The sequence below is a fragment of the Natronomonas sp. genome (assembly GCF_028274965.1).
Taxonomy (GTDB): domain Archaea; phylum Halobacteriota; class Halobacteria; order Halobacteriales; family Haloarculaceae; genus Natronomonas.
The window spans coordinates 33,493-49,172 of sequence record NZ_JAQCNO010000066.1 but is presented as its reverse complement, the minus strand read 5'-3'; the positions used below and the strand labels follow the sequence as shown (position 1 = coordinate 49,172).

The window sequence follows — 15,680 nt, the reverse complement described above, 5'->3', positions numbered from 1 at the left end:
AACGATTGGAGCGCGTCAGTACTCCGGGGCAGACTCGGGGACGCCCTCTCGTTTGTTCACGACGCGGGCGAGGACGAACAGCGCGTCCGAGAGGCGGTTGAGGTACGCCACGGAGGCGTCGTTCACCGGCTCGTCGGTCGCCAGCGCGACCGATCGCCGTTCCGCGCGCCGACAGACCGACCGGGCGTGGTGCAGCTTCGCGCCCGCCTCCGAACCGCCAGGGAGGATGAAGCTCTGTAGGGGATCGAGTTCCTCGTCGAAGGCGTCCATCCAGTCTTCGAGTTTCTGGACGTGGTGGGCCTCGATGTGCGGCGTGTCGGGGTCGTCCTTGTCGGGGCTCGCGAAGTCGGCCTGGATGATGTGGAGGTGGTTCTGGATCGTCGCCAGCTTCTCGTCGATGTCGTCGTGCCCCGAGGGCTGGACGACGCCGACGAGGCTGTTCACCTCGTCGACGGTGCCGTACGCCTCGATCCGCGAACTCGTCTTCGAGACCCGGGACATGTCCCGGAGGTCCGTCATCCCCTCGTCGCCGCGACCGGTGTAGATTTTCATGAAACGCGGTACGGTCCAGGCGGAGTTAAACGTACGGCTATCCGTTCGGTCCGGGCGGTTCGGCGTCGTCGGTCGGCCTGACGAAGAGATACGCGAACGCCGCGAAGGCGACGCCGAGGCCGAACCCCCACCGGATCCCGACGCGGGGCGTGCCGATGAGGACCCCGCCGACGGCCGCACAACAGAACGCGAGCGCGAAAAACGTCGCCGTCCGGACGACGGGGTCGGCGACGAGACGGCGCATTACCCTTCGTAATCGTCCCGGCAACTAAAACGTCCGCCCGGGGCGGGGCGAGGGGCTTCGGGCTGAGCCGCCGTCACTCGATCTCGACGTACTGCTCTTCCCACTGGCGTCTGGCATCTATCTCGCGTCGGCCCCGCCGCGTCAGCGTATAGAAGTTCGTCCGGCGGTCGCGCTCGCCTTTCTCCACCAGCCCCTTCTCGACGAGCGTATCGAGGTTCGGGTACAGGCGGCCGTGGTGGATCTCCTTTTCGTAGTAGTCCTCGAGTTCCTCCTTTATCGCGAGTCCGTGCGGCTCCTCGCGGCCGGTGATAACGTACATCAGGTCCCGTTGAAAGCCTGTCAGGTCGTACATCGGTAGGGTCTGTTCGCGTGTTACTGTCGCTGAAGTTTAAATATACCGAACGCGACGTGTTCTGACGCGTAAACGTCGCGCGGTCGAAGAACGGGTGTCCTGCCGGCCGACGCTGGCCGTCTCCAACATCGAGCGCGGCGAACGTGTCCGTATCGTTATCCGTAGTGGTGACGGTTTTCATCACCGAACCGAGACGACACGCTTCGGGAGTGATGGCCATCGGATCGACTACAACGCCCTCCGTCGGGCGCGACAAACGGGTTCGTTTACCTGCCCGTGGACGTGTGTTGGTCCAGCGAGAGTGGAAAGCGATCCGGCCGGATGAAAAGAGCCGGCCGGACGCTTGCCGCCCTGAATTGGTCCCCGCTGACGCTTCGGCCCTCCAAGCGAAGCGTCATCAGGTAGTAACCGCCTATGGAGCATAAATGTACCGGACTTCTCCGGGGGCGGTCGGTGCGCTCAGATGTGCTCCTCTTCGAGCGTCCAGCCGAGCGCTCGCTTGTAGTACGTGAACATCTGTCGAACGCCTTCGTGGTTCATGTCCTCGTCGTCCAACTCGGCCTTCAGGAACTCGTACTGTTGGCGGATCTCCTCTTCGTCGCGCATACCCACCCGTTTGTGGACGACGGAAATGAAGCTTCGTCCTCCGGACAGCCAGACGCGCGCGATCGGTCCGGGGGTCACGTCGTCGGCCGCGGGGTCGGTGAACACGGGTCGCGCCGGGCGACCGGGGGTTTTTGATCCGGCCGGCCCCAACGCATTCGCATGGAGATCCGGGGGCGGCGGCGATGCAAGTCGTGCGGGACGCGCTGGTCGTACTACGAGACCGGCTCGGTGTCGTGTCCCGACTGCGGGAGCCGCCACAGCGTCGGGATCGACGAGGAGCGCGTCGTACACACCGCAACCGCGGCGACGCTCGATTTAGCGCCGATACGGGCGGACGTCGACGCCGAACCGCTCCGGCGACTCGCCGAGCGCGGGAACGAACGCGGCCGGGAGTTCACCCGTGGGTACGGGTTCATCGACGCCGGGGAGCTCGTCGGGCTCGACGAGACGTACCTGGCGGCGATGGAGCTCCGGTACGCGTCGGCCGAGCTGTCGCGCCGGATGGACGTCGGCGATCGGGCGGAGCAGTACTTTTTGAGCCTGCTCCGGGCCGACGAGGGAAAGCGGCCGGATCCGGACGCCGTGCCCCGGTCGATGTGGTCGACGCGGGGGATGGCCTACGCCGACGCGGTCGAGGAGTACCGCTCGGATCTCAGGACGTACGCGGCCGAGGGCGAGCGCCCGGACGCCGCGATCGACGGTGTCATCGAGCGGATGTCCACCCACGTCAGGCGGATTCGGGCGCTGGACGGCGACGTCGAGCCGGCGGTGTCCGGTCGCCTCGTCGCCGTTGCGCGCGATATCGGACGGTATCTCTCCGAGGGCGACGAAGAGGCGCTCGCCGCGGCCGAGGCGGGGCTCGACGCGTTGGCGTGACGGCGCCGGTCGGCGTCCGAACGGCTCGGCGCCGCCGGACGTCGCGCAGTCGACCGGAGCCGAGGCCGAGGCCGGGTCGGACCGGCCCGGCGGTAACGGGCCAGCGCCGGGACACTTGAGACGTTGGGGAACGTTCGGATCGTATGCGTATCTGTGACGTGACGCTCGAGGAACTGTCGACGCGTCCGGACGAAACGTACACGAGCGAACAGTACGTCGAAGCGGGACGCGCGCTGGATCGACTCGGCGTCCCGCTGATCCAGTTTGACGATCCCGGGTCCGGTTCGATCGACGCGGAGACGGTGCGGCGGCTCTCGGAGGACCTGTCGGCCGACGGTATCGTCGCCACGGACGGGCTCAACGGCGACGCGGACGCGGCGGTCGAGGCCGGTGTCGACGCGATAGAGGTTCGCGTTCCGGTATCGACCGCGCGGATAGAACGGACCACCCACGGCTCTCGGGAGGCGGTGTTCGACGCCGCAGAGCGGACCGTCCGGCGGGCGGAGAGCGCGGGCTGTGACGTGCGGCTCAGGCTGACCGACGCGTTTCGGGCCGAGATCCCGGCTGTCGCCGGCGCGTTCGGGCGTTTCGACTGTCCGATCGTCCTGGCCGACAGCGTCGGGGTCCGGACGCCGCCGTTCGTCGCCGGGTTCCTCCGGACGCTGGCCGACGCGAGCGCGGATCTGACGCGGGCCGGCGTCCGGTTCCGCGACGACCTCGGCTGCGGGACGGCGAACGCCGTCGTCGCCACCGAGACGGGGATCGATCGGGTCGACGCCAGCGTCGCCGGACTCGGCCGGGGCATCGGCCCGACCGCGACGGAGGAGATCGTCGTTGCGACCGCCGTCGCCGGCGGGGATCCCGGCGTCGATCCCGCGGAGACGATCCCGGCGTGTGAGGCGGTCCTCGACGCGTTCGGTGCCTCTGTCCCGGACGGAAAGCCGGTGCTCGGAGCCGACGCGACGACGCGGTGGGCGACCGACGAGACCGACGGGATCGCCTCCGATCCCGAGCCCTTCGAGCCCTTCGCCCCGGCGGCGTTCGGCGGGACGCGGCGGCTTCGTTTCGGCGAACGGACCGGGCGGGACGACGCGAGACGGCTCATCGAACGCGCCGGGGGCGTGCCGGACCGAAACGCCGTCGAAGCGCTGTTGGATCGGCTGGCCTCGGAGGGACCGCTCGGGCTCGAAGGGGCGCTCGAACTCGCCGGAGAGGTCTGAGAGCCGCCGGCTGCCGTGGCGAGCAGGCGACGCGGCGTGAGTCGGGGGTCCGCGCTCGGCGCGTCGCGCGATCGCCGAGGCCGAACGCGGTCGAAGGGTCAGCGCACGGGGTCGCTGGTCGCGTACCGATACTTAAACCCGCGCCTCGAGGAGCCGACGGACGAGCCCGCGATCGAAGGTGTTCTGCGGGAGCTCTCCGCGCCACGCCGTCTCGTCGATCGCGGGGTCATCGGGCCCGGTGGCCGCCCGCGGATCGGGGACGGAGGGCTCCCCGAAGAACGTCGCAAAGCGGAACTCGTAGCACTCATCCGAGCCCTCCCGGAGGAACGTCTGTTCGGCGATCGCGGCGAGCCCGTCGATCGCTATCTCGAGGCCCGTCTCCTCGCGGACCTCCCGTTTCGCCCCCGCCTCGGCCGACTCGCCGGACTCGAGGCGCCCGCCCGGGAGGAGCCACGTCTCGCCCTCCCGAACGAGGAGCGCGGCCCCGTCGTGAACGACCAACGCGCCGACGCCCCACGCCCCGTCGTCGCCGCGCTCGACCCCCTTCCGGAAGCGTTCGGCCGGGAGTTCGATCCGTTCGCTCTTCCGGTAGGGCTCGCCGTACCGGGCGACGAGGTCCGACGCCGAGGGCGACATTCAGGGGAGCGAAACGTCCGTGTCGGTCTGGAGCCCGGCGGCGTCGACCGTGTTGTACAGAAGCATCGCGCGCGTCATGGGGCCGACACCGCCGGGGACCGGCGTCAGCGCGCCCGCGGTTCCGGAGACGCTGTCGTGATCGACGTCGCCGACGAGCTCGTAGCCCTTCTCGGTGTCGGCGTCGACGCGGTTGATGCCGACATCGACGACCGTCGCCCCCTCGCGGATCATCCCGGCGTCGATGAACTCGGGGATCCCCGCCGCGGCGACGACGATGTCGGCCGATCGGGTCTTCTCGGCGAGGTCCTCGGTGTGGGAGTGACAGACGGTCACGGTCGCGTTGCCGTCGGCGGCCTTCTGAACGAGGAGGTTCGCCAGCGGCTTGCCGACGATGTTCGAGCGACCGACGATGACCGCGTCGGCCCCGTCGGTGTCGATGTCGTACGCCGCGAGGAGCTTCTGGACGCCGTGCGGCGTGCAGGGCCGGTAGCGGTCGTCGCCGGCGACGAGGCGGCCGACGTTCTCGGGGTGGAAGCCGTCGACGTCCTTGATCGGGTCGATCCGGCGGAGGACGCGGCGCTCGTCGACGTGCTCGGGGACCGGCATCTGGACCAAGATCCCGTGGACGTCGGGGTCGGTGTTGAGGTCGTCGATCGTCTCGTAGAGCGCCTCGGCCGGGGCGTCGGGGTCGATCTCGACGTGCGTGCTGTCGATGCCGACCTCGGCGCAGTCGCGCTGTTTCATCGAGACGTACGTCTCGCTCGCGGGGTCGTCGCTCATCAACACGGTCGCAAGCCCCGGGGTGACGCCGTCAGCCTCGAGCTCCGCGATCGAGTCCGTCAGCGAGTCGCGGACGTCGGCGGCGACGGCCTCGCCGTCGATGCGGGTTGTCATTACGTGATCGGCGGCGCGCGGACGTATCAATCGTTCGGGTCCGGCCGTGACGGGCGAGCGGGGCGGTCAGAGCGTTCCGCCGAGGACCTTCGCGGCCGTCAACACCGGGTCCCACGTGGTGTTGAACGGCGGGGCGTACGCGAGGTCGTAGTTCGAGAGCGCCTCGAGGTCGATCCCCTCGGTGACCGCCCCGACGAGGGCGTGGCTCCGGTGGACCGCCCCTTCGCCGTACTCGCTGACGAGACTCGCGCCCAGCACGCGGCCGGATCCGCGGTCGGCCGTGAGCGTGACGCGGACGGTGCCGCCCTCGGGGTAGTAGCCGGCCCGCGATTTGGCGTCGATCGTCTCGGTGACGGGGTCGAAGCCGGCCTCGGTCGCGGCCTCGTGATCCAGGATCCCCGTCCGGGCGGCCTCGATCTCGAATACCTTGACGGCCGCCGTGCCGGCGACGCCGCCGCCCTCGGTTGGCGTGCCGGCGACGGTGCGCCCGATGGCGCGGCCGTGGCGGTTGGCCGTCAGCGCCAGCGGGACGTGCGTCGGCTCCCCGGTGACGACGTGTTCGGCCTCGGCGCAGTCGCCGGCGGCGTAGACGTCCTCGCGGTTCGTCTCGCGGTAGCGGTCGGTCGCGATCGCGCCCGTCGGACCCAACTCGATGCCGGCCGCCTCGGCGAGGTCGGTCCGGGGGCGCACGCCGGTCCCGAGCAGCGCCATCTCGACTGTGACGCGCCCGTCGGCGGTCCTGATGGCCTCGATCCGGTCGTCGCCCTCGAAGGCCTCGACGGCCGAGCCGAGATACAGCGCGACGTCCTGCTCGGCGAGGTGCTCGGCGACGGTCTCGCTCGTCGCCTCGCTGAACCCCTTCAGCACGCGGTCGCCGCGCTGGAACAGGTGGACCTCGAAGCCGTTGGCCGCGAGCGCCTCGGCCATCTCGACGCCGATGTACCCGCCGCCGACGACGGCGACCGCGCCGCTGCAGCCCTCGAGAAAGTGACACGCCGGGCCGCTGTCGGGCTGTTCGGTCGGGCTCTCCTCGCGGGAGCGGGCGACGAAATCGCGGAGCTCCTTCCCGTCGGTCATCGATCCGAGCGTGTACACGCCCGCTAAGTCCGTGCCCTCGATGGGCGGGACGACCGCCTCGGCACCCGTCGCAACGAGGAGGTGATCGTACGGCTGTACCGTTTTGCCGTCCCCACCGACCGCGGTGACGGTCCGGTCCTCTGGGTCGACCTCGACGACCTCGTGGCCGGTCCGGAGGTCGATGTCGCGCTCCTCGCGGAACTGCTCGGGGGTGACCGAGACGAGGTCCTCCAGCGTTTCGATCTCGCCTTTGACGTAGTACGGCAGCCCGCAGGCCCCGTAGGACACCCACTCGCCCTTCTCGAAGACGACGACGTCGAGATCCGGGTCGTCCCGTTTCGCTTTGCTCGCGGCAGACATCCCCGCGGCGTCCCCGCCGACGACGACGAACGTGCTCATACCGCGGCGTTCGACGCGGACGTATATAAACGCGGGTCGGGTGTGTACCGAGGACAGCCGAACGAACAACCGAACGAACGAGCGGACGACCCTCGATCACCGGGGCGTTTCGGGACCGACGGGCGGGCTCGGACGGGTGTACCACCACGCCCACCCGATGAGGACGATCTGTGCGGGGAGTCTGGCCCACCGAACCGCCCCGGAGGGGTCGACGGTCCCGATCGGGGTGCCCGGGACGGCGACGCCGCTCGTCGCCATGTACACGTTCGCCGGGAAGACCGCTATCAGGAGTCCGACGAGCCCCCACGCCGCCGCGCGCCGGGTGCGGGGATGGAGGAGCCCGGCCCCGAGGGCGATCTCGGCGATCCCCGAGAGGTACACCGCCGCGAGCCGTCCCGGGAGGGCCGGCGGGACGATCCGGAGGTAGGCCCCAGGGGCGAGAAAATGCATCGCTCCGGCGAGGACGTACAGAACCGCCATCGCGTACCGGAGCGGTCGCTTGTACCGTCCGAGCGCCTCGGAGACGGAGACGCGTTGCACGGTCGTGTTCGCGGCGCGGCGGGGATAGCCGTTGTGCCGCCGGGCGGTACGAGGGATGGATTTACGTCGGGAGCGCGCGTCGTCACGGTCGTCGATCCATGACGACAGCTAACGTCATCCACGCGTTCGACACGGCGAGATGGGCGCTCGACAACAGCTTCATGGAACAGTTGACCGACCCCGGCGAGGCCTACGAGGCGGCGTGTCCCTTTTATCTCATCGAGCACCCGGAGGGGCTCGTCGTCGTCGACACGGGGCTGAGCCACGAGATGCTGGATGACCCCGCCGGGTACGGCCAACACGGCGCGGGGTTCATGGAGGCGTTCCTGCCGGCCATCGAGTACGGCCCCGAGACCCACCCTGAAGCGCAACTGGAGGCCGCCGGGTACGCCCCGGATGAGGTCGACTACGTCGTCATGACGCATTTGCACTCCGATCACGCCGGCCACATCGACACGTTCCCGGACGCGGAGTTCCTCGTGCAGACGCGCGAACTCCGGTACGCGAACTGGCCGGTGCCGGTCCAGGACGTCTTCTATCTGGAGGGCGATTTCGACGTGTTGCGCTCCGACGGCTACGACGTGACGCCGCTCGAGGGCGAGTACGACGTGTTCGGCGACGGGACCGTCCGGACGATGCCGACGCCGGGACACACGCCGGGCCAGCAGTCGGTCGCCGTCGAGGTGCCATCGGGAACGGTCGTTCTCGGGGCCGACATCGCCCACAAGCAGTCGGGCTACGACAGAGAGCACCTCGCGTCGTTCAACTGGGACCTACAGACGTCGATCGAGTCGCTCCGGAAGATCAAGGCCTTCGCCCGCGCGAACGACGCCGACGTCTACGTCACCCACGACAACGACCACATCGAGGCCTTCGAGGGCGGCCTGCGGTGAGCGCCGTCACTCGACGTCGGTGATCCGCCCCTCGCGGTCATAAAGCGGGAACTCCGCACAGAGCGCCTCGACCTCCGAGGCGGCCTCGGCTTTGATCGCCTCGTCGTCGGGGTTGTCGACGACCCGGTAGATGACGTCCGCGACGCGCTCGCAGGCCGCTTCGTCGAACCCGCGGGTGGTGAGCGCGGGCGTCCCGGCGCGGATGCCGGAGGGGTTAAACGGCGAGCGCGTCTCGCCGGGCACCGTGTTCTTGTTCAGGACGATGCCGACCTCCTCGAGGGCCTCCTCGGCGACCGTCCCCGAGGTGTCGGGGTGGGACTCCCGGAGGTCGATCAACACGAGGTGGGTGTCGGTCCCGCCGGAGACGAGCGAGAACCCGTGGGACTGGAGCCGCGAGCCGAGCGCCTCGGCGTTGTCGACGACGCGCCGTGCGTACTCCTCGAACCCCGGCGAGAGGGCCTCCTCGAACCCGACGGCCTTGCCGGCGACGTTGTGCATGAGCGGCCCGCCCTGGGCGCCCGGGAAGACGGAGGCGTCGATGTCGTCGGCGTACTCCTCGTCGCACATGATGATCCCGCCGCGGCCGGCGCGGATCGTCTTGTGCGTCGAGCCGGTGACGAAGTCGGCCACGCCGACCGGCGAGGTGTGGACGCCGGCGGCGACGAGGCCGGTGATGTGGGCGATGTCGGCGAGGTGGTAGGCGTCGGCCGCCTCGGCGGCCGCCTGAACGCGCTCGAAGTCGACCTCGCGGGGGTACGCCGAGTACCCCGAGACGACGATGTCGGGGTCGAAGCGCTCGGCGCGGTCGTAGAGGCCCTCGTAGTCGATGTAGCCGGTCTCGGGGTCGACCTCGTACTGCTCGACCTCGTACGTCTGGCCGGTGAAGTTCGCCGGGTGGCCGTGGCTGAGATGCCCCCCGTGTTCGAGCTCCAGCGACAGGATCTTATCGCCCGGATCGAGCATCGCGAGATACACCGCCATGTTCGCCTGCGTCCCGGCGTGCGGTTGGACGTTCACGTGGTCGGCCCCCCACAGCTCCTTTGCGCGTTCGACCGCGAGTTCCTCGACCTCGTCGGCGCGCTCACAGCCCGCGTAGTACCGCTCGCCGGGGTAGCCCTCGGCGTACTTGTTCGTCAGCTCCGAGCTCTGGGCCTGCATGACCGCCTCCGAGACGTGGTTCTCGGAGGCGATCATCGCAAGCGTGTTCTCCTGGCGTTCGCGCTCCCCGGCGAGGGCGTCCGCGACCGCCGGATCGACGCCGCGAACCTGGTCGTAATCCATACCCACCGTTGGGGACGGCGAAGTAAGAAGCTACCCGTTATCGGCCATCATCGCGGGTATCGCTCCGATCCGACGAGGCCGCGGCGCGGCGGGTGCGAACGCGGGCGCGATCGCCGCGGCGCCTGTTCTCCCGGGCGCCGATCGCGGGGTCACAGGCGCGCACCGGCGAGCCCGCCGGGGATCCGATCGGGCGGCTCAAACCGCCAGAAGGGCTCCTCTGCGTAATGATTTCCCGAACCGTCGGCACTAATATTAAGTACGATCCCGCCCATAGAGGCGGTCACGCCGATGAACGCGAACGTCACGGGAACGACGGTGGCCGACGTTCTCGACAGCGTCCTCGAGGCCGAGGGCGACCGGCTCTCCGTCGTCGCCCCGGACGCGGGGACGGTCGAGGCGCTCGTCGAGGCGATCGATGGGGACGGTCCGACGGTCCGTCTGCTCTCGGATCCGGAGACGCTCAAGGAGGCGACCGACGGCTTTCTGATCGCCGGGCGCACGGCGGACCACGTCGACGGCGGCCGCCTCGAGATCAGGACCGGCCGCGAGGGATCGAACGCGGTGGTGCTCACCGAAACGGCCGTCGTCGCGATCGTGCGCGGACACGACCGCGTCGCGGGGGTGAAAACGGCCGATGAGGAGATCGTCGAGAGCGTCGGGGAGCGGTTCGCCGCGGCGTGGGGCGACGCCGAGGCGTACGCCCTCCGGACGCCGCCGCTCGGCCGGGTCCGGGAGACACTCGAGCGGGACCTCGGGGCGGCGACCGCCGAGGACTTCGACGCGGTCGTCTCGTCGATCAACGCGGTGCGCGGCGAGGGCGCGCTCGACGAGGTCGACATATCGCTTCTGGTCGCCGCGCGGAACGAACAGCTCCTGTACGACGTCTCGAAGTGGGGCGAGGACGTCGATATCGCCTCGAAGGCGACGTTCTCGCGGACAAAAAAGCGCCTCGAGGAGGCCGGGGTGATCGGCACCGAGAAGGTCCCGATCGAGGTCGGTCGCCCCCGGCTCAGGCTCACGCTGGCGGACGAGGAGATCGGGGAGGCCGACCCGGAGCGCTTGGCGCACATCGCACAGTCGAGACTCGAGGACTGACCCGCCGGCGACCCGTGCTTCGGCGGGCGCGAGGTCCGTCCGGGCGTTTTATCGCGCGTCGGGGCGACCCGTAGGCCATGGAACCGAACTCACACTCGAGGGCGTCCGTCGGTGGCTCGGCGTGACGACGGTCGGATCGGTCGGTGACGGCGCCGCGGTCGCGGCGATCCGCGCCGCGGTAGGGGACACGGACGCCGAGGCGGTGTCGATCGCCGCCGAGGGCGTCGGCCGAACGGACGTCGCGGTCCTCGCGGACGACGTCGGATCGAGCGCGTTCGAGGCCGCCGCCCAGCGCGGGCGGGAGACCGAGACGCCGCTCGTCTGCGTCGAACTCGGCGGGGTCGGCGGCATTCCCGTCGACGGCGTCGAGGCGGCGGTCTCGGGGTACGCGCCGGGAACGGCGTGTCACGCGTGCCTGTGCGATCGCGTCGAGGCGGGGGCTCCCGAAACGGACGAGGGGGCCTACGACGCGTCGACCGCGCGGTTCGTCGGCGCGCTCGCCGGGCGGGAACTCGCCGCGCTCCTCGAGGGCCGCGAGTCGGCTGTACTCGGCGGCGTGATCGAGGTTCCCCACGCCCGTCGGCGGGTGCTCCCGGTGCCGTACTGCGCGTGTGCGGACCGACGAGAGGGGACGGACGGTCTCCTCGACGGCGTCGAGCCCCGGTCGCTCCAGGAGTCGATCGCGCTGGCCGAGGCCGCCTTTGACGAGCGGGTCGGCCCGATCGCGTCCGTCGGCGAGGCGGAGTCGTTCCCCGTGCCGTACTACGTGGCCGCGCTCGCCGACTCGCCGTTTTCGGACGGCGACGCGCCGGATCACGCCGCCGGCGTCGGGATCGACTGGGACCCCGCGTTCATGAAGGCCCTCGGAGAGGGCTTAGAGCGGTACAGCGCCGCGGTGTACCGGACGGCCGGGCTCGTCTCCGAGCCGGACCGACCGATCGCCCCCGAACGGTTCGTTTCGCCTGACGGCGGGTCCGACAGCGTGGAGCACTGGCACGACGCCGAACCCATCGGCGGCGGCGAGACCGTACAGGTCCCGGCCGAGACCGCCGTGTTCCCGCCGCCGGAACGGGCGGTCCGACCCGCGATCACGACCGGATTGGGCCTCGGAAACGACGGGGGCGAGGCGGTCCGCTCGGGGCTCTACGAGGTCATCGAACGCGACGCCGCCATGCTGGCGTGGTACTCGACGTACGAACCGATGGGCCTGTCCGTCGACGATGAGGCGTTCGACACGCTCAGGGCGCGGGCGGGCAGCGAGGGGCTCTCGGTGACCGCGCTGTTGCTCACGCAGGACATCGACGTCCCCGTCGTCGGCGCGTGCGTCCACCGCACCGGCGGGTGGCCCCGGTTCGCCGCCGGATCGGACGCGGACCTCGACCCGGCCGCCGCCGCCCGCGGGGCGTTAGAGGAGGCGCTGCAGAACTGGCTGGAACTGCGGCGGATGGGCCGCGAGGACGCCACAGAGACGGGCGGTGCGATCGGCACGCACGCGGAGTTCACCGAGGCGGGTCGGCGGTTCGTCGATCCGGCGACGACGGTGCCGGCCTCGAGCGTCGGCCCGACGGCCCCGCCGGAGGGCCGAGCGGTCGTCCCGTGGCTCGGCGAGCGCCTCGCGGACGCGGGGCTGGACGCCTACGCCGCGCGGTTGACCCCGCGGGACGTCGAGGGCCTCGGCTTCGAGGCCGCCCGCGCGATCGTCCCCGGCGCGCAGCCGCTTTTTACCGGCGATCCGTACTTCGGCGAGCGCGCGCGGTCCGTCCCGGCGGCGCTCGGGTTCGAACCGCGCCTCGATCGGACGTACCACCCGTTCCCGTGATCACACGCACGCCCGGTCGTCCTCCCGTCCTCGAAGGGCGCGGTCGCCGGGACCTCGACGGACGGGTCTGACTCGCATCCCATGGCGGCCGTTCGTCCTCCGAGAACGTGTACACCGATCGCGTCTCGGGCGGCGACAGTAGGAACGTTTTTTGCCGCGTCCGATCGAACGACCGTATGAACGGACCGGCCGTCCCGGCGCAGACGGGGGCGGAGCCCTCGTCCGCCGGCGGCCAGGGGATCTTCCCGCCGGCGTGGCTACCAGAGACCGTGCCCGTGTCGCTGTACCGGCTCGTCGTCGCGGCGGGTCTCATGGTCGTGGCGTACTACGCCTCGAAGCTCGCCCGCCAGATGCTGGGCCGGCGGGTCGCGCGGTACTTCGATCGGCCGTCGGTGACGCAGACGGTGCTGCGCGGCCTGCAGGCGGCCATCGTGCTCGCGGCGGCGCTGACCGCGCTCGGGTTCTTCGGGCTCGGGTTCGGCAACATCGCCCTCTCGGTCGGCGTCTTCTCGGCGGTCGTCGGCATCGTTCTTGCGCCGATCATCGGCAACGTCATCAGCGGTGTGTTCGTCCTCTCCGAGCAGCCCTACGAGATCGGCGACATGATCGAGCTCAGCGACACCGAGACGAAGGGGTTCGTCGAGGAGATCACGCTCGTCTACACGAAGGTGTTCACCCTCGACAACACCTTCATGGTGCTGCCCAACGGAACGATGCGGGAACGGGACGTCATCAACTACTCCGCGGAGGACACGCGGATCCGGATGACCCTCGACGTCGGCGTGACCTACGAGAGCGACATCGACGTCGCGCGGACGCAGATGGAGTCGGCGGCCCGCGCCGTCGACGCGGTCGTCAACGGCGGCCCCGGCATCCGCATCGGGGCCGCTCGGTACCCGGCCTCGCCGAGCTGTTACATCCGCGAGTTCGGCGACAGCGAGGTCTCGCTGCGGCTCCGGTACTGGGCCAACGAGCCGTACAAGCAGACGACGGTTCGCTCCCGGGTGATGACCGAGGTCTGGCGGCGGTTCGACGAGCACGACATCGAGATCCCCTACCCCCACTCGCACATGGTGTTCGACGACACCAGCGGGGAGTTGCAGGTGTCGACGCGGGAGGCGACGGCGGCCGCCGAGTCCAGACCCGGCGGGGCGACGACGAGACAGGGCGACAAGGCGGCCGACGGCGGAGGCGGCGGGGACCGACCGGCGGTCGACGGCGCCGAGGGAGACGGAGGCGGAGACGGGGACGCGGGCGAGAGCGGGGCGGACGGAAGCGAGGACGGCGGGGACGGCCCGGCCGACGCGGCTACGGACCCACCGTGATCACTTCGCACTCGAGTTCGCGGCGCAGGAATCCCTCTATGTCCGGGTCGTCGACGATCCGGCGGATCATCCGCCGCCACCGGCCCGTCTGTTTGCGGCCGATGACGACGTAGTCGGCCCCCTCGGCGGCGACCTCGTCGAGGATCGTCTCCTCGACCAGAAAGCCCGGTCGGACGGCGTACCTGGCGTACGGGAGCCGGCCGAAGGCCCGCTCGACGGCGTTTTTCAGCTCCGTTCGGGAGGTGTCGCCGTCGTTCTGATAGAGGTTGACGTGTAGCACCGTGAGGTCGGCGCCGTGCTCCTCGGCGACCTCGATGGCCCGCTCGAGGGTCGCCTTCGAGTGTTCCGAAAGCGGGTACCGGACCGGGACGACGACGAGAGACATCAGCTAGTCGTGTCCGAACAGCCGCGACGGCCTGAAGCTTCCGGTCGGAGGGGCGGGGGTCGGCGGCTCCGCAGGGGACGGCCGCCGCGAGCGCCTCAGAGACCCCGCCGGTCGATTCGGCCCTCGATCGCGGGGTCGACGCCGACCGTTTCGGCGTACTCGATGAGGACATCGTACTGCGTCTGTAGCCGTTCGACGACGTGCGACTCGGTCAGCGTCGGGAACTCGACGTCGGTGTGCAACAGGAACGCCGAGGCCGCGAGGCGGTACCGTCGCCCGTCGTCGATCGGTTCGCCGTCGACGGCGGCCTCGACGAGCCGCCCCTCCGCGTGGTCGTAGGCGAGCCGGACGCCGGAGACGTGGGCGTGCCACCACGTCGGCTCGCCGAACCCCGGCGTGTCGCCGCCCTCGGAGAGCACGGAGCGCAGTTCATCGCCGGCGAGGTCGGCGACGACGAGCGGTTCGTCGAACGGGACGACGCCGACGAGATCCGCGGTCGTGACCGAACCCGAAAGCGGCGGGCCGGTCCTGATCCCGCCGCTGTTCTGCAGTCCGACGACCGGGGGGTCGGCGCCGACGGCGCGCTCGGCCGCCCACCGGTAGGCGTCGGCGACGAAGTTGCCGATCCGGCTCTCGCCGCCGAAGGCCTCCGGTTTGCCCCGATGGATCGGCTCGTCGACGCGGCCGACGACCTCGTCGAGCCCGGCCGCCGCGAGTCGGTCCCGGTAGGCGGCCGCGAGGTCGGCGTCGATCGGCCCGTCGGCGACGTCGTGTCGGGAGACGGTCCCCTCGGAGAGATCGACTTCGAGGACCGTCTCCCCGCCGTTGCCGGGGCGGGTGAGGACCGTCCCCTCGATGCGTTCGACGCGCTCGCTGTGGACGTGGCCGCCGAGGATCACGTCGACATCGCAGGCCGCCGCCAGCCGGTCGTCGCCGCGGCCGAGATGCGACAGCGCGACGACGTGATCGACGCGGCGCTCGCGGAGCTGATCGATCGCCCGCCGGGCCGCGGGGATCGGGTCCGAGAAACGGACGCCGTCCTCGGGGCCGCCGATCGTCGGCGTGGTCGGATCGGTGAGGCCGAAAAAGCCGACGCGCTCGCCGCCGACGCGCTCGATCCTCCACGGTTCGACGCCGCAAAAGGCCTCGCCGTCGCGGCGGACGTTGGCCGAGAGCCACCGCTGGGGCGAGCGGTCGATCAGCTCCGCCGTCCGGTCGGGTCCGAAGTCGAAATCGTGGTTGCCGAGCGTCTCGACGGCCGGCGAGACCGCCGAGAAAAACGAGAGGGCGATTTCGCCGCGGGAGACGAGCGGCAACACGCCGGGGGCGAGGTCGTCGCCGGTCCCGCAGACGAGCGTCCGGTCGTCGTCGAGCGACCGGATCGTTCCGGCGAGGCGGCCGATCCGCTCGGGGTCGTCGTGGGCGTTCTCGACGTCGGAGTACTGGACCAGCCGCACGGTCCGTGTTCCGAGTGGAGACGGAAAAA

General features: G+C 70.4%; 17 protein-coding genes. 6 read left to right on the top strand and 11 right to left on the bottom strand.

Translation table 11 applies throughout. The features are described 5' to 3' along the window. Positions 1 to 15: 15 nt before the first annotated feature. From Q0916_RS10235 to Q0916_RS10220, 4 genes are all read right to left on the bottom strand, one after another. On the bottom strand, positions 16 to 552 hold the full coding sequence (locus Q0916_RS10235) for a cob(I)yrinic acid a,c-diamide adenosyltransferase (RefSeq protein ID WP_299237158.1): 537 nt from the start codon (positions 550 to 552) through the stop codon (positions 16 to 18). A gap of 37 nt (positions 553 to 589) precedes the next feature. Beyond that, positions 590 to 796, bottom strand: coding sequence for a hypothetical protein (locus Q0916_RS10230; protein WP_299237157.1), 207 nt, complete (start codon positions 794 to 796; stop codon positions 590 to 592). A 73-nt stretch (positions 797 to 869) separates the two neighbouring features. After that, positions 870 to 1,148: a PadR family transcriptional regulator gene (locus Q0916_RS10225; protein WP_299237156.1), complete on the bottom strand. Its 279-nt coding sequence runs from the start codon at positions 1,146 to 1,148 to the stop codon at positions 870 to 872. 459 nt (positions 1,149 to 1,607) lie between these two features. After that, positions 1,608 to 1,754, bottom strand: a complete 147-nt coding sequence (locus Q0916_RS10220) for a hypothetical protein (protein ID WP_299237155.1) — start codon at positions 1,752 to 1,754, stop codon at positions 1,608 to 1,610. A 159-nt stretch (positions 1,755 to 1,913) separates the two neighbouring features. Between Q0916_RS10220 and Q0916_RS10215 the strand changes: the two genes are divergently transcribed. Further along, positions 1,914 to 2,630, top strand: coding sequence for a DUF7117 family protein (locus tag Q0916_RS10215; RefSeq protein WP_299237154.1), 717 nt, complete (start codon positions 1,914 to 1,916; stop codon positions 2,628 to 2,630). A 143-nt stretch (positions 2,631 to 2,773) separates the two neighbouring features. Then, positions 2,774 to 3,850 (top strand): citramalate synthase, encoded by a 1,077-nt coding sequence (locus Q0916_RS10210; protein WP_299237153.1) that lies wholly within the window; start codon positions 2,774 to 2,776, stop codon positions 3,848 to 3,850. A gap of 132 nt (positions 3,851 to 3,982) precedes the next feature. Here the strand turns inward: Q0916_RS10210 and Q0916_RS10205 are convergent, their stop codons facing one another. The 4 genes from Q0916_RS10205 to Q0916_RS10190 all read right to left on the bottom strand — a co-directional run bounded on the left by Q0916_RS10205 (position 3,983) and on the right by Q0916_RS10190 (position 7,336). Continuing rightward, positions 3,983 to 4,486: an NUDIX domain-containing protein gene (locus Q0916_RS10205; protein ID WP_299237152.1), complete on the bottom strand. Its 504-nt coding sequence runs from the start codon at positions 4,484 to 4,486 to the stop codon at positions 3,983 to 3,985. After that, entirely contained in the window at positions 4,487 to 5,380 is an 894-nt protein-coding gene (locus Q0916_RS10200) for a tetrahydrofolate dehydrogenase/cyclohydrolase catalytic domain-containing protein (RefSeq protein ID WP_299237151.1), read from the bottom strand. Between the two features lie 66 nt (positions 5,381 to 5,446). Continuing rightward, a complete protein-coding gene (locus tag Q0916_RS10195; RefSeq protein ID WP_299237150.1) occupies positions 5,447 to 6,856 on the bottom strand; it encodes an FAD-dependent oxidoreductase in 1,410 nt (469 codons plus the stop codon). Between the two features lie 96 nt (positions 6,857 to 6,952). Beyond that, a complete protein-coding gene (locus tag Q0916_RS10190) occupies positions 6,953 to 7,336 on the bottom strand; it encodes a hypothetical protein (protein WP_349254527.1) in 384 nt (127 codons plus the stop codon). Positions 7,337 to 7,494: 158 nt separating this feature from the next. Here Q0916_RS10190 and Q0916_RS10185 point away from each other — a divergent pair, with 158 nt between their 5' ends. Continuing rightward, positions 7,495 to 8,289 carry an N-acyl homoserine lactonase family protein gene (locus Q0916_RS10185; protein ID WP_299237148.1) on the top strand — a complete coding sequence of 265 codons (795 nt, stop codon included), beginning with the start codon at positions 7,495 to 7,497 and terminating at the stop codon, positions 8,287 to 8,289. Positions 8,290 to 8,295: 6 nt separating this feature from the next. On the opposite strand, the gene glyA is transcribed toward Q0916_RS10185, so the two are convergent. Continuing rightward, positions 8,296 to 9,570 (bottom strand): serine hydroxymethyltransferase, encoded by a 1,275-nt coding sequence (glyA, locus tag Q0916_RS10180; RefSeq protein WP_299237147.1) that lies wholly within the window; start codon positions 9,568 to 9,570, stop codon positions 8,296 to 8,298. A 288-nt stretch (positions 9,571 to 9,858) separates the two neighbouring features. Between glyA and tbsP the strand changes: the two genes are divergently transcribed. The 3 genes from tbsP (at position 9,859) to Q0916_RS10165 (ending at position 13,809) form a co-directional block, all read left to right on the top strand. Next, on the top strand, positions 9,859 to 10,665 hold the full coding sequence (tbsP, locus tag Q0916_RS10175) for a transcriptional regulator TbsP (protein ID WP_299237146.1): 807 nt from the start codon (positions 9,859 to 9,861) through the stop codon (positions 10,663 to 10,665). 121 nt (positions 10,666 to 10,786) lie between these two features. Beyond that, a complete protein-coding gene (locus tag Q0916_RS10170; protein WP_299237145.1) occupies positions 10,787 to 12,484 on the top strand; it encodes a YcaO-like family protein in 1,698 nt (565 codons plus the stop codon). Positions 12,485 to 12,660: 176 nt separating this feature from the next. Next, positions 12,661 to 13,809 carry a mechanosensitive ion channel family protein gene (locus tag Q0916_RS10165; protein WP_299237144.1) on the top strand — a complete coding sequence of 383 codons (1,149 nt, stop codon included), beginning with the start codon at positions 12,661 to 12,663 and terminating at the stop codon, positions 13,807 to 13,809. Here Q0916_RS10165 and Q0916_RS10160 read toward each other — a convergent pair. Continuing rightward, on the bottom strand, positions 13,793 to 14,194 hold the full coding sequence (locus tag Q0916_RS10160) for a universal stress protein (protein ID WP_299237143.1): 402 nt from the start codon (positions 14,192 to 14,194) through the stop codon (positions 13,793 to 13,795). The two genes, Q0916_RS10165 and Q0916_RS10160, sit on opposite strands and share 17 nt — an antisense overlap. Positions 14,195 to 14,289: 95 nt before the next feature. After that, on the bottom strand, positions 14,290 to 15,651 hold the full coding sequence (locus Q0916_RS10155) for a bifunctional metallophosphatase/5'-nucleotidase (RefSeq protein WP_299237142.1): 1,362 nt from the start codon (positions 15,649 to 15,651) through the stop codon (positions 14,290 to 14,292). Between the last annotated feature and the right edge of the window lie 29 nt (positions 15,652 to 15,680).